The sequence below is a fragment of the Ornithinibacillus scapharcae TW25 genome (genome assembly GCF_000190475.1).
Lineage (GTDB): Bacteria > Bacillota > Bacilli > Bacillales > Amphibacillaceae > Ornithinibacillus > Ornithinibacillus scapharcae.
On record NZ_AEWH01000006.1, the window covers coordinates 218,622 to 239,139 of the forward strand.

A 20,518-nucleotide genomic window follows, 5' to 3' on the forward strand; every position below is an offset into this window, starting at 1 on the left:
ACATGTATCTACATAAATAAAAGGCGATTCATTCGAATCGCCTTTAGGAATTAATTTATTTCCTTACTATCTTTATCTCGCACAACTACCTTATAAGGAGTGTCCCCAACTATATCCCGTAAATCATCTGATTGTAGAAACTCCTGAATGGATGTTTTTATTTTGATTGCTAATTCAGATGCTTCTCTATCTGATTTATCGATAGTAGTCGTGATAAAAATGTTCATTGTACCTTTTTTAAAGGAATACCCTACACCTTTTGTTTTATACTCTTTCTTACTTAACATTCCTTCCCAAATGACTGGAAGTATATCAGTGGTCCATTTACTCTCAATCGCTCTTTCTTGGACATTAAATGGTTCGAACTCGATAGTGAAATCGACATTTATCCCTTTCTCTTTCGTTCCCTCTAAAATAGTAGCTTCAATTTCATCCGTACGTTTTTCGGTATCTTCAATAACAAAATCTAAAGTGATTTCATCTGTATCTGGATTTGGATATCCGACACCATATGATTGAATCTTATAGCCTTGTTTCTGTAATTTCGGTACAACCTCTTTCAATACCCCCATCAGCTGCTCACCTTTTTGATACTTAGGATCTTTTTCCAAATCGGATTCATCTTCCATTCGTTCCATGTCAACTTCAACCTTAAAACTATCATATCCTCGTGACGAGATGAGATTTTCTGTAAGATTTTTGATTTCTTCTTTAACCTGATTATAATACTCCTCTGTCCCCGATACCCTTACAAAATAAATCTTCCCCTGAGTGACATAACCTGCCCCAGAAATTTTATATCCTTTTTCCTTAAGTGTTTCCATTAATACATCATGTAAGGGTTCCTGTTCAAAGATCTTGCTTAAAAACGGTATTTTGGAAGCTACCACAGCCATTTGTGGTGATACAAATGCCGATCCTATGAAAAGCCCAAATAATACCAAGCATGCAGCTGTAGTATAAATGAATTTCTTAGCAATACTGTGCTGCTTTTTTAAATTTGGTACTTGTAAATCCGGATCATTCAAATTCTGCTGAACATTATTTTTAATCCTACTAGCTATTTCGTCACTAAAATAATATTTGTGGTAATGTTCATGAACCTTCTTAAGATTTTCCTTCACTCCATTACCTCTCCTTCCGCTGCTTCTATTTTCTTTCTCAATATGTTTCTTCCTCTTGAAAGCCTTGTTTTTACAGTGTTTATATTCAAGCCCAGTACAGTAGAAAGTTCACTAATTTTCACATCATAAAAATAATGAAGCACAATGACCTCACGATATTTCACTGGCATGGCTAAGATTACTTGTAAGAGTTGCTCATTACGGATTGCTTTTAGAAAGGAAGCTTCCGTGCTCTCTGTTTTCTTGAAACTTTCAAGGAGATTACTCTGCAATAACAAGTGTTTCAGACTCTTTTTCTTCAAAAAATCCTTGGAAGTATTAACAGTGATGCGATATATCCACGATTTTATGGCTGCCTCTCCTCGAAAGTTTTCTAAATACTTATATGCCTTTAGAAAAACCTCTTGTGAAATGTCCTCGGCCAACCCACCATCCTTCACAAAGGAATACGCAAGTAGGTATACCTTTTCGGAATAGTGTTCCATTAATTGTTCAATCGTAAATTCTATATCTTGAAAATTGATATCAATTTCATCATTTGGGTCAATTGCATGCAATTCTTTATTTCCCACTGTGTACCTCCTTTCTTTCACTCTTTAGACATGGTTAGTAAGTATTTGGTTTCATTTTTTTCTATTTTTCTAGTTAGATAGAAAAAAGAAGGATATTAGAGGTTCTAAGCCACTTGCTATCCTTCTTTCTCAAACATTAAGTCCGTTCAATATTATTTATTTCTATTTTCCTCACAATAGGATTTGCTTCAATTAACATCTACCTCTTCTTCAATCTTCTTTAGACAGATAGGCCCTTCCCATTTCATAAATACTAGATTGTTCATAAAAGGGATCGCTCCTTTTACCTTGTTTTTATCCTTACTTAACTTTATTGTAGATTTTCTTGATAAAAACCAGATTTTTAGTCTGTCACATCTAGCGTAATGACATCAACTTTCTTGACATATGTTATTTTGATTTAATAACTGCTGTTCAAAAGCGTATTTCTCCTTTTTTCAAATCAATTTTAAAAATCACCTATCAATAGTTATCCATCGTTACGCCAATTACTGAAGCTCTAATAATTTCTAGCCCTAGAAATCTTTTCAATTCACTCGGTATACCTATTACGATTGCTCCACTAATGAGTGTTTGTTTATCCAAATTCTCCGCTTCCCAGATTGGAGAATCTTGATATATTCTAAAACCGTGAGCATCTTCCCCATGCAATACGTGGTCAAAATCCACTTCACTTTCATTCAGTTCATTAAAATGATTAGCTTTAGATTTATCTTCCCATAACCAGTGAACATTCTTACTTCCTAATATCTCCCCTACATCTTTAAGTTTCATAGATTCTTCAAAGGATAGGGCAACCTCTATTAATGTGTTTTCATCTAAGCCTGTAGCAATCTCTAATTCCTGTGGTAAAATATGATACCCAATATGAGGGTAGTAAAAGTTTATCCTTCGCTCGTTGTTTAAATGATTATACAAAACAGTCCTTTCATTTTTGCCTACGATGTAACTTTCAACTCTAGTGGGAGTTGTTTCCTTTACTTTACCAAAAGCAGGATATTCCTTCGTAACTACTTCCCATGGAATCAATCTGTCACCAATTTTCTTATAATAAGTAATCTCCGCTTCTGTACTTAAAAATCCATGTGTATACTTTACATCAAAATCTACAATACCAGCGCCTTTTCCTCCCGACAAATATTCTTGTGTTATTTTTGACATATCTTGATCCATCTTTTTATTTATGAGGTTATTCGTCCCAGCCTGTATAAGAATAAAAAATACACTAAATGTTAGAATAGAAATGAAGATATATAAACTTACTTGTTTCCATTTAGATTTTCGTACAGTTTTTTGAAATGTGGTACTGCTAACAAAGTCCTTTTCTTGGTTGTGATTCGTATTTTTATTCTCTTCCATAGTCGCCCTCCTTATATAGCTTCAACAACTTTTTCCGTGCACGAAACAGATTAGTTTTTATCGAACTATTGCTGATTCCTAGTATCTCAGCTATTTCATCATATGATAATTCAGAATGATATTTTAGTAGAATTAGTTCCACGTAAAGGGGTCTCAACTTTAAGAGATGCTTGTTAAGTTCCTCTATTCGTTCTTTCATCATTAGAATCAACTCTGGTAGTTCAGTAGATTCTTCCTCGATAAGCATATTATCAACATTAAGTATGTACTTTTTATTCTTTCGATATTGATCATAGTAGTAGTTTAATGCAACACGTATTAACCAACTTCGAACATATGGTGTCTTTATCGAATCTGAGTACTTGAGGTATTTATAAGCTGCTTCTTGGACGGCATCCTCGGCATCAAGATGTGGAACACCTTTACTCAATAAGTACCGATAAACAATATTCAATTCTTTATTTAATTCTGTTAAGAGTATTTTATTACTCATTTCCCTCCCCCTACATGTAATAGACGTTTGAAAACAGGAAAAGTATACATAAACGTAAAAAAACTGCTTCCGTAATTAGAGGCAGTTCATCATTACTATTTCGATAACATTCGTATGGGACTATCTGATTAGAGTTAGTTTAAGTTTTTATATCTTCATTTAGTATTAAGTCAAAGCTGAATTAAAATTTATCAACTACTTCGTCTACATTATTCCATTCATAAATTAATTCATTAAGTATTTTTCCACCAATTTTAATTGGAATCGTTTTAACTAAGTTCGCACCATAGTACTCATAAAAATAACGAGTTTTATTTTCCTCAAGTACTTCCACAAATACTTTTTCATAGTCTAATTGTTTAAAATGAAAAAAAAGTTCTCTTAAAAGCAACTTCCCTATTCCTTGTCCTTGATATTCTTCCAGTAGGTAAATAGAAGTCAAATCACCGGACTTTTCTACAATATTACTTTCTCTCTTCCAGGCATCTGCAAAACCAATAATTTGACCTTCGTTATTCTCTGCAATTAAAACATAGTTATCTTCTCTAGCAATATTGTCTTTCCATAATTCTGTTCGTTGTTCATAAGATAAATTGTTTAAGAATTCATCTGGGATAATGCCTTTATAAGTCGTTCTCCAACTATCAACGTGCACTATTGCAATTCCTGGAGCATCACTTATCTCTGCTCTTCTTATTTGCACATTCAATCCCTCCCACCTTCTCTACTACCTTTACCAATATGGCTCTTCTTCGTTGGACAACGTTAAAATGAACGGATATAGGGCTAATATGAGAATCACCATTATAATACCAATAACAAGTCCCATCCCAAATGAAACATCTAACAAAGAATTTAATGGTAATATCACAACGAGAAAAGTTAATGTGACCATGCCACTTCTAACTCTGGATGACGCAGACTCATATTGCTTTTGTTTACAATATGGACATTTCAATCTAAATAAGGTTTTGATTGTTTGTATCCAATTCCACTTTTCCTCGCACTTTTGGCAAATAGGCATATACAATCCCCCTGTCAATTACTAATAGGACCATCCTAAACGAATTAATCCCCCTCAATTCAAGGATAAATAGCTTCCAAAACCATGTTCTGTATTTAAATTCTTCTGATTAAGATAAGCCTCTGTCTTATTGGACAGGTTAACTAAAAAGTCCACCCAGTATTCTTTCGTAATGGCATTCTTTTCATAAATCTCTTGATAGTTTCCATTTAGAAATCGATCAATCGTTTCCTCAACCGTTTGACCTGGATTCACCGTTACAGCATGTACCTCTACTTCATCACGCCATCTATCACTTAACTGTTTTATCGTCTTAATTTTTTCAAGTTGATATTCATTTAACTTCACTGATCCATGTACAGAAGGCAGATTACCAAATAAATCGGAAAAATAGATCGCAATATCTGACGCAACAGTTTCGGAAGTATCCGAAAGGTTGTCTATAGACTCTCTCTTTAAGTCATAGACAGCTATTTGATGATAATCTTGTAATTCCGATGCAATTAGGACCGATGCATCTTTTAATAAGCTAGCATCTTCCTGAGATAATTCCTTAGTCGTCAGAATCCTATCTAAGACACTATTTGCGCGCAAAATACTACTATTCATATTACCAAAATCAACCATTAAGTTATCAGACATGTACTGGATATATTTTTGTTTTTCGATATATTGGGATACATTCACCACGATTAATAGTAGAATAACAAAAGCGAATATTATGTTTTTAACTCTATTATGGATTGCTGACAATACTTCTCCCACCTTATTAATGTCTACTCGATTTTTCTTTACTTCCGAACATCGTTGTAAAACTAATCAATGAGTTAAGAACAACAAAAAATAAAATCATCAAAAGCATCTTCAGGTATGTAGATTATTCCATTTTCAATTTTATACGGTATTTCATTTTCATCTAGTAAATCAGTGGTATTACTGTTGGTATGCTCACCCAATTCTGTATACTTACCGTAATATTTCTTTTCGAAAGCGGCCAAAATTATCAGGATAATAATTAACCAAACGAAGAACACCATATATTTCTTCACTCTATTCCCTCGCTTCATACTTTCTATTGTTCCTTTGTACTGTAACTTCCCCCACGTTTATTAATTAAATTGAATCATTTACTTAATATTCACAGCAAAAAATTCCTACTTCCATTCCCATACTAACATACTATTCCGAAAATTAAACCTAGCATTGATATAATAAAATTGAAGTCGTAAAGACTCCACTCCTCTCACATCGGCTTATCTATGACGTCTCCGATCACTGTTTTTTACGTAACTATTTTGGTGCACATAATCTTCATTTTTATTGGAATACCATATACTTAGCGCGGCTGCTAAGAACAAAAATATTCCACCCACCACAACACCTATCTTGTAAAGACCAGTAAATATTAAGACGAACGAACTCACAAGAGTAGTTACCATTACAATACCTAGTAGCCATTTAGGATCTTTCATCTGAAATCCCTCCAATTAATCGATTCTTCCTTTATTTGTTATACGGATTACACCTGAGATATGTTTCTTTTTATTATATGAAGCTTTATAGCTATAAAAAATAGAGTGCCAAGTTATTTTGGCACTCTATATATAAAAATCCTCTGCATAACAATCATTTACCTAACTCGCAATGTTGTGTGCTTCTTTGACTTTCTAATCTTTGGTGGGTAATATCCTCTTTCAAAGATTCGTCCCTTCGTAATCTTGAATTTCTCCAAAAATAAATCAATCGATTCCGTTCCTGAAGCTTCCAGTGCTTTTTGCATCACAATTGCAGCTACTCGTGCATCCTCTAACGCATTATGGTGGTGAAACTCTACCTCGTGATGATATGCCAAGGTATTCAACTTATGATTTTCCATGTCAGGCCATACCTGTTTGGCGATATTGGCAGTGCAAAGATAATCCATTTCTGGATATGTTAACCGGTCACGGTCAAGCGTCTGTCTAATAACACTCATATCAAAACTTGCATTATGAGCCAGTACAAGATTTCCTGAGAGATAATCGTTCAAGGTAGGCCATATCTCTGAGAAGGTTTTCACCTCCAATACGTCCTCTTCACGTATTCCATGAACACGGATATTAAAAGGACTGAAATATGTCTCTGGGTTTATTAAGCTATAGTATTCATCAATTATTTCTTTCTCGTTCGCTACGACAATCCCTACGGCACATGGGCTATGACGTTTCTCATTTGCCGTTTCAAAATCTATCGAAACAAAATTCATTTGCTACATCCCTTTATTAAATAACTTTATCCTATCATACCATGTCTAACCCTTGGCTGTAATGAAAAAAATGCTGCCAAGCTTTTCCGCTTGTACAGCATTTCTTCTTACAGTAACCCAACCATTCTCAACCCGTGAAGAATACCATCCTCATCAACCGGCTTAGTCACATATTTTGCTATTTCCTTTACTTCATTTACGCCATTTCCCATCGCAACACTATTATGGACGCTTGATAGCATTGCAATATCATTCAAGCCATCTCCGAACGCATATACGCGTTCAGTTGGAATTTGCAGTTTTTCAACAGCCTTTTCAATTCCTTTCGCTTTCGAGCCGCCATTAGGTAATACATCCGTAGAAACTTTGTGCCAGCGGATGAAATCAAATTCTGGGAATGCATTTACATACTGATTTTCTTCCTCTTCCGTACAGAATAAAAGGGTTTGGTAAAGTTTATTATTTTCATAATAAAGTGGATCGTGAGACGGCATTCCAACCTTAAGTGTGCTAATACTTTCATTAATTCTTGGATGTTCAGGGACATTTGCCTTCATGTAGTTAGGGTCCATATATACCAATGGGTGTTCATTGGCTAGCGCAATTTCCGATAGTCTCTTAATAGCAGTTTTATCTAGAGGGTTTCCATAAACCTCTTCCCCTTCTACTACTACATACTGTCCGTTATAGCTAACATATGTATTGATTCCTAACTCATTACGTAAGTCTTTGTACATGAATGGACCACGTCCTGTAGCAATTGCTACAATATGTCCTTGTCTCTTTAACTCCTGAATTGCTTCTTTCGTAGAACTCGGTAATTGTTTATCGTGATTAAGTAGTGTTCCGTCAATATCAAAAAATATGACGCTTTGCTGTGACATGTTTATATTCTCCTTTGTCTGCATTTGCATGATACTTCTATTCTACCCATTGAAAGCTCTTACATGTCAAATGCTTAAGAACACAAAGTAGATCTAATCAGTCATTTTCGTTCATTTCCTCTCTTAAAATTACCTGTTACTTTGGCCATAAGTAATTGTAATTCCTTTTCATCGCTTGCCATTTTCATTTTGTCTAAAAATTTGGTTGCTTCTTTTCCTTTTAGTATTTTTACTTGTTTTCCAAAGTAATAAAGGAAAACAGACCCATCCTTCAAAACACGGTAACTAAAAGGAGCTTCATCCAAACGATTTCTTTTATCAATGTTATCCATCGCTATTCCTCCTATATTCACTATTTCCTATCATACGCTTGCACTCTGTCATTTGTTCTTATGCAGGTGGGTAATATTTTTACTTATCTATTTGAAAAAAAGCACACAGTAATGATATTCTCCTGTGTGCTTGCTATGCTTACGTTGTTTTAGTTTAGTCCCACTTCTTTATTCGTTCTATTACAATTCTCCCAAATTTCTTAACAAGGGTTTCTTTACCTTCTGTATTGTTCTTCCTTTGCCATTCATTATAACTAGCAATAGCTAATAGTAAAGAACCTGCGATAATTAAATAACTCCACCAAGGTAAATGACCCCAATATGGTCTTGTTTGCATAAACACATTAAATAATAACACTCCTGCACCAACAAAGAAGAACGATTTGACATGCTTCACCATACCAGCAATTAATGACGCGAGTGATAGTATCCCGACAATTATTGCATCATAGATTGTATTGCTTGCTAAGCCATCCTGTACAAGAAGTAATGCGACGATTACAAGTACTGACCACTGGATATTGTTTGCCAGTGACTTATTATCGGTTAAACCATATCTTCGGAGAACAACAGCTACTACAACCCATGGTAGTACATAGAGTTCTCTTGTAAATAACGCTGGAAGCTCGAAATGTTCTAATAACACATAATATGGCTGTAATACATAGACAAACGCTATAAAAGTCATCCATTTTACGGGAACATCTGAAACTCTTTTTCTATTTAAGAATACGAATAGAACAATTAATATGCCAGGAAGTAATGAATCCAGTAAACTTCCAGAACCAATCTGATATAGGTTTAAGAACACAAGTATTCCTAGAATAGTAAAGCAATCAAGTGTGATGAACTTTTCCTTCACTTGGTAAAGCAGCGGATAGATTAGTAATCCCACTACACTTAATACTAAACCAAATAGGGCATGGAGCAATAACTGGTATTCTATTACATGATCATTACCACTGAAGTTCATCACTCCACCATACATGAGAAGTAATGGCAGAATGGTTATGATGTCCCAATTCATCCGCTTTAGCACCGCTAATACTAATACACCGTATACGATAGTTGAAACAAACGTCAGTAGGTCATACGGATATTGAAGCATGAAACTTAACATACCAATACTCGAGAATGGTACAAAATAATATAGAATTCGCTTCTTCCATACATCACTTCCAACTAGCCAACCAATAAACAGCAACAGACTAATCAGGAAGAATGAGTAGGATAGATGTGTGTACCAATCGAGTTTTGAGAATGTAAGAAATACAAACACCCATAAAGCGGTTGTTCCCGCATAAAGGAATGTTTTCACTTGCCATTCTGTTTTTACTAACTTAATGGTAATTCCATAAACAGTGGCTGCTATAAGGAAAGCCCATAGCCCATCTCCCCAAGCAACAACCAAACTAACTAATAGCGCCTGTGGCAAGAATATATACCCCACCCAGTAAAAGGCACGGGAAAGCGATTGTTCTTTCTTTCCTAACAATAGGCCTAGTAACAGCAGTAATATGGAAGCTAATACAAATTGAACCCACTGGAACCATTCCGGTACAACGGATACTTGTTCATAAATGACTACTAGTAAACTCAAATAGGAAATTAACGTCATACTACTGAGCACAAACGGAACAAAGAACCATTTCGTTTGTCTATATAGGAGATAAGCCATAACTATTCCACCTATGCAAATAAGCATACGTGATAATGAATCTTCCCCTAAACCAAGACTATTAAGTATCCCTAGCCCATAGAAAAGTTGAGCAACATAGAAGCTAATAATGAAAAACGTATTTCTTTTAACACTCTTCCATCCATAGCTAATAAAGAGCACAAGAAGTCCACCTAAAACTATCTGAATTGGGCTAAATGACACTTCATAGAATAAATTCATATCCATAAAGAAGTGTTGATACAGAATCATACCCGCTGCTCCTAGAGCCAATGCATGCATCCATGGTGCAATTGGACTCATCTCCGGACGAGTTTCATAGTGGTACATCACGATACCAATGATACTTAACAGAACAAGCATAACACTCAGTTCCATTGCCCCTGTATGGATAGATCCAAAGAAAATACTGATTAACATCGTTATGCCAGTAATATCCCGTGTACTTTCTTTCATTGGAATCCAAAGGGATACCTTCACCAAGCATCCTCCTACGGTGTATAACAAGAAAGCTAATACAAAGAATGGTAGGATGGTTGATTCATATCCCATCCAAGTTTTCGCTAATAATGCAAGCTGATAAGCACTACTCATGAGGAATATCGGGCTAAGATAGTTAAATAATTTATTTTTAGCCGTTGAGGCTAAATAAGCAAAGTTAAAGGTTATCAAAAGGTATGCAATCAGTAAAACGATGGAGCCTTCGCCCATTCGTAAGACTAACCCTTGGAGGCTAATATAAAGAAAGGCTAACGTTGACACGATCGCACTCGTGATTTGGAAAATCTTCTTTAACGAGCCGGTGTCTTTGATAACCTTTGGCAATGCTAAAAAGAAAATCCCTAATAAAGCATAGACAATTTCCCCAACACCCTCGAGAATAGAATTTTCAACTAGCTGATAGGATCCGTAAATAATCATTCCAGTAAAAACAAAATGATAGGATTTATGATTGGTAACATAAATCATAGAAAAATAAAAGATTGCCGTTAAAAGCAAATTAAAGCTATATATTATTTCATGATCATAGAATACAAGCATTAACAACGTAGAAAGAATTAAATTCGCTTGAATAAACGGAATAAACTCGGCTATGAATTGCTTTAGGTTCACGTGATTTTTTAGCTTGCGGTAACCAAGAATTAATAACATATTATAAAACATGATTCCTAAGTAAAATCCATCTACTGGTAACTGCATAGCAGCTATTACTAGTCCGACAAATACACTAATGGAGATATAGGAAAACCACACAAACAATCGTGACTGCAATTTAGTTGCCGAATAATAATAAATCGGAATCAAGACAAATGTCCCGATAGCACCAAATAAATATTTACCTTCTCCCGAGAAGGATAAGAAATCCCCAAATATCCCAAAATACCCTGCAGATATAACTACTATCGGCAAGTATAGACTTCCTAAAACTAAAAAGGCGAATGCCGTTTTATCTATTTGGAGAATACGACCGGTTAGCCATGCTAGGCCATAAAATACTACCGCTACTGCTGTAATAAACCCTGTCTTAGTCAAATCACCATATGTATCCCAATAACTTGTAGCCAGTACTAAACCTCCTATAAGTAGAAGGATAATACCAAGATTCAACCCCCAAGTAATGTTTCGGTCTCTTACTTCTTTGGCAGATAATTTCTTTGGTTCTAATACAGGTTTGGTGAATTTTTGTGGTTTTGGTTCATTTACAGACGGCATAATTTCGTCTTGTATTAGTGATTCTTCCACCTTCTCTTCATTCACATTTCCTTGTTGCTCTACTACTGGTTGCTGTGGACTTTCCTTCTCTTGTGATACTGTGTTTTCTTTTGGCTGGTCTATATAAAATTTTGTATGTGCATTCACAACTTTAGCCGCTATATTTAACGAAATATATTTGGATTGTACTAATTGATGGAGTTCTTCCCGCACTATTTCTCTTTTTTCTTCTGGACTAAGCTTTGTCATCATATCGCCACCTTTCTCCACCTCATTTATCATAGCAATAAACAGCCACATTTTCATTAATATTTTGATACTTCAATAACGATATCTCTCCAATCGTTAACGAAATTAAAGAATAAATGAAAAAACTATAAAATAATTTCTGCAACTTTGGTAAAATGTAAGATAATAATTAGTTCAGGAGGAACCTCCATATGGTTTTTTGGATAATATTAATTGTCATTCTTTTAATTGTTCTCGAAGAAGGCTTATATTACCTTTCTAATCGATTCGCCTTTGATAGCCAACCGAAGGAACAGCTAGATGATAACCAAGTTGAGAAGAAACCATCACGTATACGCAGTTTATTTCAAAGACGAAAAGATAATATTTAGTGTAGAGGTATATCTAATCCATACATAAAAGTGATGGTTAGTCGGGGTGAATGTAATGGTACGAAAAATCATATTGGCTATTTCTGGGGTATTCATCCTAATAAGTATGCTTTGCCAATCCTCTCTTGCAGCAATGGACCCAGCAGAAGTTAATCGAGTGAACGAGGATTCTCCCTATCAAATTAGTGGAAAAGTTACAGCAGATGAACTAGTTGAGGATATGACAGAAAACAGCGAGCATCCTATTCAATTGCGTAAAATGACCATTCAAATATCTAAAGTAATCAAGGCACCAGAATCCGTTAAAGAAGATGAATATACTAATGTATATTACCACTATATTCCAAAGTGGGATGCAGATGAATATGTTGGTGGGAAGAGAGTAGATATCGCTGTTCATGATGTCGTAACACTTTGGCTAAAGCGCGGTGAATTCGGATGGGAACCAGTGTTAGGTGGAGAATCTGTAAACCATATTGAATATCATCAGGACCGTGTAGAACACATTCCCGAACCATTCGTTCACTCTGTAATGCGCGGACTAGATAATTATGTAGAAATTAGAGCGGAAATTTTTGTACTCATTACTTTAATGCTAATATTAATCTGGGCATTCTACCAGGGTCTACGGACCAAAAAAATCTAGCTTTCAGCAATAGAAAGCTAGATTTTGATGCTGATTTATATGTTATTGTTGCCGTACTGCTCATAAAAGACAACTTCTTCTCTAGAAACATGCTTTTTAGGGTCTGGTGTCATAGCAGGGTATCCTAGACCTAGAACCGCTACTACTTGTTGTTCATCTGGAATATCGATTAAATTCCTTACATAATCCTCTCGTTTCTTGGATTCCGCTTCATCCTCTGAATGATATACTGCACCATATGCGGAGCCAAGACCGGCCTCTACCGCTTCTAACCAAATAAACGCACATGCAAAGGAAGCATCCTGTAACCAATATTTACTCTCATCTGGACTAGACGTCACAACATGCCTGCCTCTGCCTCCGTTAACCATTTCATATAAGGCGTTGTATCAGCCAATTTGTTTAATTTTTCCCTATCTTGTATCACAATCAATTTCTTTCATGGAAGGTTGTTCCCTGTAGGCGCAAAAAGCCCAGCATCTATAACCTGTTCTAGGACTTCATGTGGGATTGGTTTACTTTCAAATTTTGTAATCTCACGACGAACTTGTATTGCTTTGAAAACATCCATTTAGATTCCACCTTTCTAATGTAGGTTTACCATATCTTGGATTGGTTCTAGAGTGTTATACCCTTTGTTGCAGAGCTTACTGGGACTATATTTATTCGTATAGGGATTATGTTTTCTCTTGCAGGGACTATGTTCTCCATTCTCCCTCGCCACACTCAAGCAACAAAAACGCCAAAGCACACCTATCACTTTGACGTCATCCTAACAATTAATAAATTTCATAATTCTGTCCAGTTTGGGCTCCTTCTACACTTTTCTGATATGCTCGTGCAACTCGGCTTGCTGGGACTGGTGTGAATCCAACAAAAAACTTCTCTAGCCTTTCAAAGGATTCCTCCACAATAGTTGGGCTCACGCTATTAATTCTTATCCCCCTTGGCATTTCAATAGAAGCAGCTTTGACAAAGGATTTCACTCCACCGTTTGCCATTGCAGCAGACGCACCCATTCGTATTGGATCATCCATCATAACCCCAGTTGTTAGTGTAAAACTCCCACCATCATTCACATATTCTAATCCAAGTAGTACTAAATTTATTTGACCTTTTAATTTACTCTCGATACCTCGCTCATTAATTTCAGGTGTTAGTTCTGTGATAGATGCAAAATTTGCTCCACCTGCTGCGTTGACAACAGCATCTATCTTACCAATTTTCTTATACATATCCTGAATACTTTGGACGGATGTGTTATCAACGGAAACATCTAAGCCATTTCGTCCTGCCCGGATTAACTCATGATGTGCTAATGCTTTACATATTTCACTACCTATCGTTCCACTTGCACCGACAACTAAGATCCTCATCTGCATATCCCCTTTTCCGATTCTATTGTAATATGTCATACCTATATACTATGATGGAAGGTTTGCAAACTATACCACTCCATTGTCGATAATGGAGAATTTCGCCTGGTCACAATCCAGTTCAGCTACTGCCCCATAAGGCATGATACACTTAGGTTCTGTGTGACCAAAGTTTAGATTATATAAAATAGGTAAATGAACCAAATTAAATTCCTTCATAACGGTGAGGATTTCCACCTTGTATTCTTCATAGTACTTTTCATCCAGTGGTTTACTGAAAATAATACCATTCAACTTTTCAAGAATTCCTTGCGCACCATAATTACGAAGCCAATATTTAACTAACGCCGGTTCGGGTGTTTCTTCTGATGTTTCCAAGAAAAGAATACCATTTTCAAACGCAGATTTATCAGGCCAAATGGAAGTTTCCTTAGCAAACTCCATCACCTCGATACAACCACCAATTAAACGCCCTCGAACAACTCCCGTGCCTTGTAGAACTTCATATCCAGAATTGGGATTCATTCGACGTTTTTGATGTTTGTTATCTTCCTCCCACGCTAAAAATTCACTCGTCCATTCGGGTGCTGGTACTATTTCACCTATCGTTTTAGTCGAAAACAAAGTTCGTTTGATCATGTCAATCGTATATGGATGCATTTCAACATTTTCTGCAAAGTCTGTTAATACTGCAGGACCATAGAAGGATGAAAGTCCAGCCTTGTGACAAATTAGATGCGTTATCGTGGTATCCGAGTAACCCATAAAGATTTTTGGATTATCATAGATCACATCAAAATCAATATATGGCAATAAACGGATACTATCATCCCCACCTATATTGGAGAATATTGCTTTAATGCTTTTGTCCCTAAAGGCATTCATTAAGTCTTCTGCACGCGCCTCTGGATTTTCATATAGATAATCTGAGCCTTTTAAGCTATTCGGCATTGCAACTACCTCAAGGCCAAAAATATCCTTTATTCGCTTCACACCTTGTTCGTATCGCCATTTTAAATCCTTATCTCCTGCGCCACCCCATGACAAACTGATGGTCGCTATTTTATCACCTTTATTTAATTTACTTGGTTTAAGTAGCATCTTTCCCCCTCCTTTAAAATTTCTTTCCATGTTAACCCTTATTCATAAACTCTTCTAGAACTTTATATACCCGATTGATTTTTTTCTCTATATTCTTCATTCTTAATTCAATAATAATTATGGAAGAGAATAAGAGAACTATAATTAAAATTCCAATGAACGGCTCCAATATAGCCACCCATCAATCACTCATTCAATCGTATCAAATAACTCTATATCAATATTTTCCAGGTCATTCCATTCATGATATTTTTCTAAATGCCATTTATTGGTTAGTCTAATGTTGTTATTTTCTACAATCCATTTATGTAGTGTTTGATACGAGTCCCTAATCTTATCATTCGGACCTTGATGTCTGATAACAGCATAGGTTTGAGGTGGGATAGTCAATGTAACCATTCCGCTTGGAATCTCATCGTATTCATCCACTTCAACACCGATCCAGTAACCATCTTAATTTGCACTTTCATTTTCTACCACGAAGGCTCCATACATATGTTTCGGATTGGATACATGCTTAATTTCATCCATACGTTCAGCAAGCAGGAACGTTGCTTTAGGTATTTCCACGACATACTCGTCTCCAGGACATAACACTCTAAAACAAACTAACTTCAATTCTTTCCATTGATGAACTGCTATATCTTGTTTCTTCACACTAGACATCTAAACACCTTCCCCCAAAAACTTATTAAACCAAATAATAACATAAAATTGTAAATTTTATTACAAATATTTTTACTATATGAAAAGAGCGCCAAAACAATTGTTTTAGCACTCTCATAAATTTATCTATTTCCTAGCCTTGCCTGATCATATTTAATAAACAATGTAATAACCAAACCTATCGCCGCAGTCACTCCAGCAACAGCAAAAGCCATATTCACTCCATGAACCGCTCCACTAATCCCCTCTTCCGGAACAGCTGCTGAAGTCATGATTGTGACTAATAGAGCGGTCCCTATAGCTCCAGCCATTTGCCTTAATGTGTTATTCATGGCAGTACCATGTGGTAGCATCTCAGGTGATAATTGATTTAGTCCAGCTGTTGTTACTGGCATCATCACCATTGCAACACCAAGCATTCGGAAGGCATTTACAATCGCAATGTACCAAAAAGTTGTCTCAGGAGTAAGGATCGCTAACATGAATGTCGTAACTGTTATCAATATTAAACCAACTAGTGAAAGCCACTTGGCCCCAAATTTGTCAAATAGTCTTCCTGTTACTGGGTTCATTAATCCCATAATAATAGCACCAGGTAATAGCGCCATGCCAGATTGCATTGGAGAGAACCCTAACATATCCTGCATTAACAATGGAAGGATAACCGCCCCACCAATCATCGCTAGAAATACAGTCATCCCAAGAGCAGTTGTCAGAGTGAAGATGACATCTTTAAATATCCGAAATTCCAGTATGGGCTCGGTTAATCTCAGCTGTCTTAAGATAAACCAAATAAGTGTTATTGCACCTATTGCCATCGTGAGGATTACCTCTGCACTTGCCCAACCGCTTGATCCCGCGGCACTAAAACCGTATAACAATCCGCCGAAGCCTATTGTAGAAAGAACGATTGATATGATATCCACCTTCGGAAATGTTTGCTTTGTTACATTTTTTAATACAAAATAAGCTATAACAATGTCAATTACAGCAATTGGTAACACAATATAAAACAATGTCCGCCATGGATAATGCTCGACCACATAGCCAGAAAGAGTCGGTCCGATAGCAGGAGCGAATGAAATAATTAACCCGAATAATCCCATCGCTGTACCTCTTTTTTCAACTGGAAAAATTAAAAACATAATGGTCTGCATTAATGGCATCATAATTCCTGCGCCTGCTGCTTGAAGAACACGACCTATTAATAATAGATAAAATTCCGGTGCAATAGCACATAACAATGTTCCTAATGCGAATGAACCCATTGCATATAAAAATAGCGCCCTTGTCGTAAACCTGGCTATTAAAAATGCCGTAATTGGAATCATAATCCCATTCACTAACAAGAAAATAGATTGTAACCACTGTACGGTTGTATCATCTATATGTAAATCATCTTTAATAACAGGTAAAGCCGTCACTAATAAGGTTTGGTTTAGAATTGCTACAAAAGCACCCGTCAACAATACAACCAATAATGGAGCCTTTCGTATGTTTTCATCTGTTTGAACTTCATGCTGATGATGAACCATGCTGCATCCTTCTTTCTCTATTCTCTCTATTTATTGATACCACAAGAAAGTTATTTTATGTCCTTTTTCTATTAAGGGTTACTACGCCCAAAAATTCCCAATATATAGGTTCCTATTATAACAAACTAAGCCAAATTAAACGAATGAGGTGTTTTTCGACATAAAACCCCTTATAATGAGAATGAAAGGGGCAAATAACAATGTGTTTAATACTTTTTCAATTCCAGCAGCATAGCAATTATAAATTAGTCCTGGCAGCTAATCGTGATGAATCCTATAACCGCCCTACTGCACCAGCACAATTCTGGGAGGATGAACCAAATGTTCTTGCCGGGAGAGACCTTCTCCAAATGGGTACATGGTTAGGTATTTCAACTTCAGGCCGTTTCGCTGGTCTTACCAATTATCGTCACCCTGACCATTTTAAATCTGGAAAACTTTCTCGTGGAGAAATCGTAACCAACTTCTTAATTGGCAATGAAACGAGCTACGAGTATTTACATAAACAAGTAAAACGGAAAGATGATTATGTTGGCTATAATATTTTAGTTGGGAGTCCAAATGAACTGAAGTACTATAGCAATGTCGAGGATAAAATTATAAAGGTTCAACCTGGGATACATGGATTGAGTAATCATTTTCTCGATACTCCTTGGCCAAAGGTTGAAATAGGGAAGAAAAAATTGCAATCCTACTTAGAACAAGTCGAAACAGTGGATCCAGAGGAATTATTTTCGATTCTAGCTGATTCTGAAGAGGCTAGTGTAGATGAGCTACCCGATACCGGTATCGGCCTAGAACTGGAAAGAAAGCTTTCTTCTATGTTTATCAAGATGCCTGATTACGGAACTCGTTGTTCAACCGTATTAACGATTGATCACGACAACAATGTAACGTTTATAGAAAGAACATTTGAATCTGGTAGTATTAAGAATGAGGAGAAATTTGAATTTCAAATTAAAAAGTGAAGTCTTCTATGTAGACTTCACTTTCGTTTTGTCATGACCAAGTTCATGATACCCCATTACATCAAAGACCGTAATAATTCCTAACAATTCCTCATTTAGTTGACCACCATTGGTTATCAGCAATGCATCCATTCTTGAACCATTGCCTATACGGTCTTTGAATGCTTCTATTGCATGATAAACGGTCGTATCTCTTGAGACAAATTGATAATTATCCTCTTTCTGATATGGCATAATTTCCTCAATCGAAGTAGTTATAATAGAAGCATCTTTATTTTTCGCTAACCATTTTGTAATACCACTTTCCGTGACAAGTCCTTTAAATTCTTTTCCCAGATAAATAGGAAATTTGGAGTAACCCTGTTTATCAATTGCATTCAATAAGTCGGATAAAGAATCAGTTAATTGAAAGGAATGCACCTTTTTTTCAAATTGTGGAATGACAAGCTTTGGCTTTGTTATTTCATCTTCTATCTTTTCAATTTGTTCTACGATAGAATCATGCGGCTCGGCAATGACTTGGACGGTATCTAATCGATTATGTACGATGGCATTTCGTAACTCTGCAAATTCTAATAAATCATCTTTATAGCGTCTAACTACCGCATTATACTTTGTTAAGATTCGTACTGCCTTAGAAAAACCAATTCCTCTGCTATTTTCTAGTTCCATATCAATAGCTTTGTCAATTCTGTTAAATGCAGTTATAAAACGATCTGAATTTTTTGCCATCCTTGAAACTCCTTTAATAAAAGTCGATATGGATTAAGAAATTTTGGTTCCATTTTCCACTTCTTCATCAGGTCTTAATAAAATGACATCATCTTCTGATGGTACTCCACCTAGTACTAACACCTCTGATTTATAGCCCGCTATTCTTCTTGGTGGGAAGTTCACTACAGCAACCACTTGGCGTCCAATTAAAATTTCTGGCTGGTATCGCTTTGTAATCTGAGCTGATGATTGTTTCATTCCTAGCTCTCCGAAGTCGATTTCTAACTTTATCGCCGGTTTACGTGCTTCTGGGAATGGTTCAGCCTTTATTATTGTTCCAATTCGTAGGTCTAACTTCATAAAATCTTCAATCTTTGCCAATTTTAACGCCCCCAATAAACATAATAAGCCCCCAATTTTGTACAAAACATGGCGGCTTTTACTTAGATGTAGTATCTTCTATTATTACTATTGTACTAGCTCTTATACTTATTAGAAAGTATTAATTGACGTATATTTTGGAAAATCGGTAAAAACCTACATGGTAAGACGATATCCATCTTCAAGTTAGTATTCTTCCATTTATTAAGAAAATATTATATCCTAGTTATTGTCTAGGATTTAGTTATAGGGGGATAAATTATGACAATGAAAAAAGCATTAACCCTTGCAGGTTCTGATACAAGTGGGGGAGCGGGTATTCAAGCAGATTTAAAAACATTTCAGGAACATAGTGTTTATGGTATGAATGCCTTAACTTCTATAGTTACGATGGAACCAAATGGTTGGAATCATAATGTTACAACAATTGACGTTGGTATTGTTGAGAAACAGTTAGATACAGTTCTTTCAGTGGGTATTGACGCTATGAAATCTGGAATGCTTGGAACTGTTGATGTTATTGAATTAGGTGCTAAAAAGATTCGTGAACATAGCATCGAAAAGTATGTCCTTGATCCTGTCATGGTATGTAAGGGTGAGGATGAACTTTTATTACCTGAAAATACGGATGCTATGCGCGAAGTATTACTTCCAGTATCACTTGTAACAACACCAAATTTATTTGAGGCGTGGCAATTAGCACAAACTTCAGGTCCTATTAAAACCATTGAAGGTATGAAGGAAGCCGCTGTCAAAATTCATGAATTAGGCGCTAAAAATGTCGTGATTAAAGGCGGACGTGCTATCGAACACGAAAAAGCAGTAGACTTGTTCTATGATGGCAATGATTTCACATTACTTGAAAGTGATAAAATTGATACAACTTATAACCATGGTGCTGGCTGTACATTTGCTGCTGCGATAACTGCAAATCTTGCAAATGGACAATCTGTGTTAGATGCTGTTACCAATGCGAAGAAATTTGTTTCAGCTGCAATTGACCACGGTTGGCAGTTAAATGATTATGTTGGCCCTGTTATGCATGGGGCATATAATAAATTCTCTGCTAAATAAATAGCATCACATA

The 20,518-nt window shown here is 36.0% G+C and carries 26 protein-coding genes; 4 read left to right on the forward strand and 22 right to left on the reverse strand.

The features are described 5' to 3' along the window. Positions 1–50 precede the first annotated feature (50 nt). From G5W_RS0102390 to G5W_RS0102450, 13 genes are all read right to left on the reverse strand, one after another. Positions 51–1,124, reverse strand: coding sequence for a DUF4030 domain-containing protein (locus G5W_RS0102390; RefSeq protein WP_010093862.1), 1,074 nt, complete (start codon positions 1,122–1,124; stop codon positions 51–53). Then, positions 1,121–1,696 (reverse strand): sigma-70 family RNA polymerase sigma factor, encoded by a 576-nt coding sequence (locus G5W_RS0102395; RefSeq protein WP_010093863.1) that lies wholly within the window; start codon positions 1,694–1,696, stop codon positions 1,121–1,123. Before G5W_RS0102395 ends, G5W_RS0102390 begins: the two co-directional genes overlap by 4 nt. A gap of 462 nt (positions 1,697–2,158) precedes the next feature. Continuing rightward, positions 2,159–3,055, reverse strand: a complete 897-nt coding sequence (locus G5W_RS0102400; protein ID WP_010093864.1) for an anti sigma factor C-terminal domain-containing protein — start codon at positions 3,053–3,055, stop codon at positions 2,159–2,161. Beyond that, a complete protein-coding gene (locus tag G5W_RS0102405; protein ID WP_010093865.1) occupies positions 3,042–3,548 on the reverse strand; it encodes an RNA polymerase sigma factor in 507 nt (168 codons plus the stop codon). Before G5W_RS0102405 ends, G5W_RS0102400 begins: the two co-directional genes overlap by 14 nt. A gap of 181 nt (positions 3,549–3,729) precedes the next feature. Continuing rightward, positions 3,730–4,251, reverse strand: coding sequence for a GNAT family N-acetyltransferase (locus G5W_RS0102410; RefSeq protein WP_010093867.1), 522 nt, complete (start codon positions 4,249–4,251; stop codon positions 3,730–3,732). A gap of 30 nt (positions 4,252–4,281) precedes the next feature. Next, positions 4,282–4,572, reverse strand: a complete 291-nt coding sequence (locus G5W_RS0102415; RefSeq protein WP_010093869.1) for a TIGR04104 family putative zinc finger protein — start codon at positions 4,570–4,572, stop codon at positions 4,282–4,284. 54 nt (positions 4,573–4,626) lie between these two features. Then, the gene (locus G5W_RS0102420; RefSeq protein ID WP_010093870.1) at positions 4,627–5,325 is read right to left on the reverse strand and encodes a hypothetical protein; all 699 of its coding nucleotides are present in this window, start codon (positions 5,323–5,325) and stop codon (positions 4,627–4,629) included. A gap of 74 nt (positions 5,326–5,399) precedes the next feature. Then, positions 5,400–5,639 (reverse strand): lipoprotein, encoded by a 240-nt coding sequence (locus tag G5W_RS0102425; RefSeq protein ID WP_010093871.1) that lies wholly within the window; start codon positions 5,637–5,639, stop codon positions 5,400–5,402. Between the two features lie 186 nt (positions 5,640–5,825). Beyond that, positions 5,826–6,044: a hypothetical protein gene (locus tag G5W_RS0102430; RefSeq protein WP_010093872.1), complete on the reverse strand. Its 219-nt coding sequence runs from the start codon at positions 6,042–6,044 to the stop codon at positions 5,826–5,828. Positions 6,045–6,202: 158 nt separating this feature from the next. Continuing rightward, positions 6,203–6,817, reverse strand: coding sequence for a 3'-5' exonuclease (locus G5W_RS0102435; protein WP_010093873.1), 615 nt, complete (start codon positions 6,815–6,817; stop codon positions 6,203–6,205). 107 nt (positions 6,818–6,924) lie between these two features. After that, positions 6,925–7,701 (reverse strand): Cof-type HAD-IIB family hydrolase, encoded by a 777-nt coding sequence (locus tag G5W_RS0102440; RefSeq protein WP_010093874.1) that lies wholly within the window; start codon positions 7,699–7,701, stop codon positions 6,925–6,927. 101 nt (positions 7,702–7,802) lie between these two features. Continuing rightward, positions 7,803–8,033, reverse strand: a complete 231-nt coding sequence (locus tag G5W_RS0102445; protein ID WP_010093875.1) for a hypothetical protein — start codon at positions 8,031–8,033, stop codon at positions 7,803–7,805. 154 nt (positions 8,034–8,187) lie between these two features. Beyond that, on the reverse strand, positions 8,188–11,673 hold the full coding sequence (locus G5W_RS0102450; protein ID WP_010093877.1) for a hypothetical protein: 3,486 nt from the start codon (positions 11,671–11,673) through the stop codon (positions 8,188–8,190). Positions 11,674–11,864: 191 nt separating this feature from the next. On the opposite strand from G5W_RS0102450, the gene G5W_RS0102455 reads away from it, so the two are divergent. After that, complete coding sequence (locus G5W_RS0102455) at positions 11,865–12,044, forward strand: hypothetical protein (RefSeq protein WP_010093879.1); 180 nt, start codon at positions 11,865–11,867, stop codon at positions 12,042–12,044. Positions 12,045–12,099: 55 nt separating this feature from the next. After that, positions 12,100–12,690, forward strand: a complete 591-nt coding sequence (locus tag G5W_RS0102460) for a hypothetical protein (protein ID WP_010093881.1) — start codon at positions 12,100–12,102, stop codon at positions 12,688–12,690. A gap of 35 nt (positions 12,691–12,725) precedes the next feature. Here G5W_RS0102460 and G5W_RS24110 read toward each other — a convergent pair whose 3' ends face one another. The 7 genes from G5W_RS24110 to G5W_RS0102490 all read right to left on the reverse strand — a co-directional run bounded on the left by G5W_RS24110 (position 12,726) and on the right by G5W_RS0102490 (position 17,368). Then, on the reverse strand, positions 12,726–13,031 hold the full coding sequence (locus G5W_RS24110) for a nitroreductase family protein (protein ID WP_010093883.1): 306 nt from the start codon (positions 13,029–13,031) through the stop codon (positions 12,726–12,728). A gap of 98 nt (positions 13,032–13,129) precedes the next feature. Further along, positions 13,130–13,261 (reverse strand): nitroreductase family protein, encoded by a 132-nt coding sequence (locus tag G5W_RS24115; protein WP_010093885.1) that lies wholly within the window; start codon positions 13,259–13,261, stop codon positions 13,130–13,132. Positions 13,262–13,469: 208 nt separating this feature from the next. After that, a complete protein-coding gene (locus G5W_RS0102470; RefSeq protein ID WP_010093886.1) occupies positions 13,470–14,066 on the reverse strand; it encodes a short chain dehydrogenase in 597 nt (198 codons plus the stop codon). A gap of 69 nt (positions 14,067–14,135) precedes the next feature. Next, complete coding sequence (locus tag G5W_RS0102475) at positions 14,136–15,167, reverse strand: S66 family peptidase (RefSeq protein WP_010093888.1); 1,032 nt, start codon at positions 15,165–15,167, stop codon at positions 14,136–14,138. A gap of 189 nt (positions 15,168–15,356) precedes the next feature. Further along, the gene (locus tag G5W_RS24120; protein WP_272941560.1) at positions 15,357–15,608 is read right to left on the reverse strand and encodes a GyrI-like domain-containing protein; all 252 of its coding nucleotides are present in this window, start codon (positions 15,606–15,608) and stop codon (positions 15,357–15,359) included. A 12-nt stretch (positions 15,609–15,620) separates the two neighbouring features. Beyond that, complete coding sequence (locus G5W_RS24125; RefSeq protein WP_010093894.1) at positions 15,621–15,833, reverse strand: hypothetical protein; 213 nt, start codon at positions 15,831–15,833, stop codon at positions 15,621–15,623. Positions 15,834–15,955: 122 nt separating this feature from the next. After that, positions 15,956–17,368, reverse strand: coding sequence for a DHA2 family efflux MFS transporter permease subunit (locus tag G5W_RS0102490; protein ID WP_010093896.1), 1,413 nt, complete (start codon positions 17,366–17,368; stop codon positions 15,956–15,958). Between the two features lie 200 nt (positions 17,369–17,568). Here G5W_RS0102490 and G5W_RS0102495 point away from each other — a divergent pair, with 200 nt between their 5' ends. Continuing rightward, a complete protein-coding gene (locus tag G5W_RS0102495; RefSeq protein WP_010093898.1) occupies positions 17,569–18,336 on the forward strand; it encodes an NRDE family protein in 768 nt (255 codons plus the stop codon). A gap of 6 nt (positions 18,337–18,342) precedes the next feature. Here the strand turns inward: G5W_RS0102495 and G5W_RS0102500 are convergent, their stop codons facing one another. Together G5W_RS0102500 and csaA are read right to left on the reverse strand one after the other, a co-directional pair. After that, positions 18,343–19,068: a CBS domain-containing protein gene (locus G5W_RS0102500; protein WP_010093900.1), complete on the reverse strand. Its 726-nt coding sequence runs from the start codon at positions 19,066–19,068 to the stop codon at positions 18,343–18,345. A 33-nt stretch (positions 19,069–19,101) separates the two neighbouring features. Next, positions 19,102–19,431, reverse strand: a complete 330-nt coding sequence (csaA, locus tag G5W_RS0102505; protein WP_010093902.1) for a chaperone CsaA — start codon at positions 19,429–19,431, stop codon at positions 19,102–19,104. 261 nt (positions 19,432–19,692) lie between these two features. On the opposite strand from csaA, the gene pdxK reads away from it, so the two are divergent. After that, positions 19,693–20,505 (forward strand): pyridoxine/pyridoxal/pyridoxamine kinase, encoded by an 813-nt coding sequence (gene pdxK, locus G5W_RS0102510; RefSeq protein WP_010093903.1) that lies wholly within the window; start codon positions 19,693–19,695, stop codon positions 20,503–20,505. The last annotated feature ends 13 nt before the right edge of the window (positions 20,506–20,518 follow it).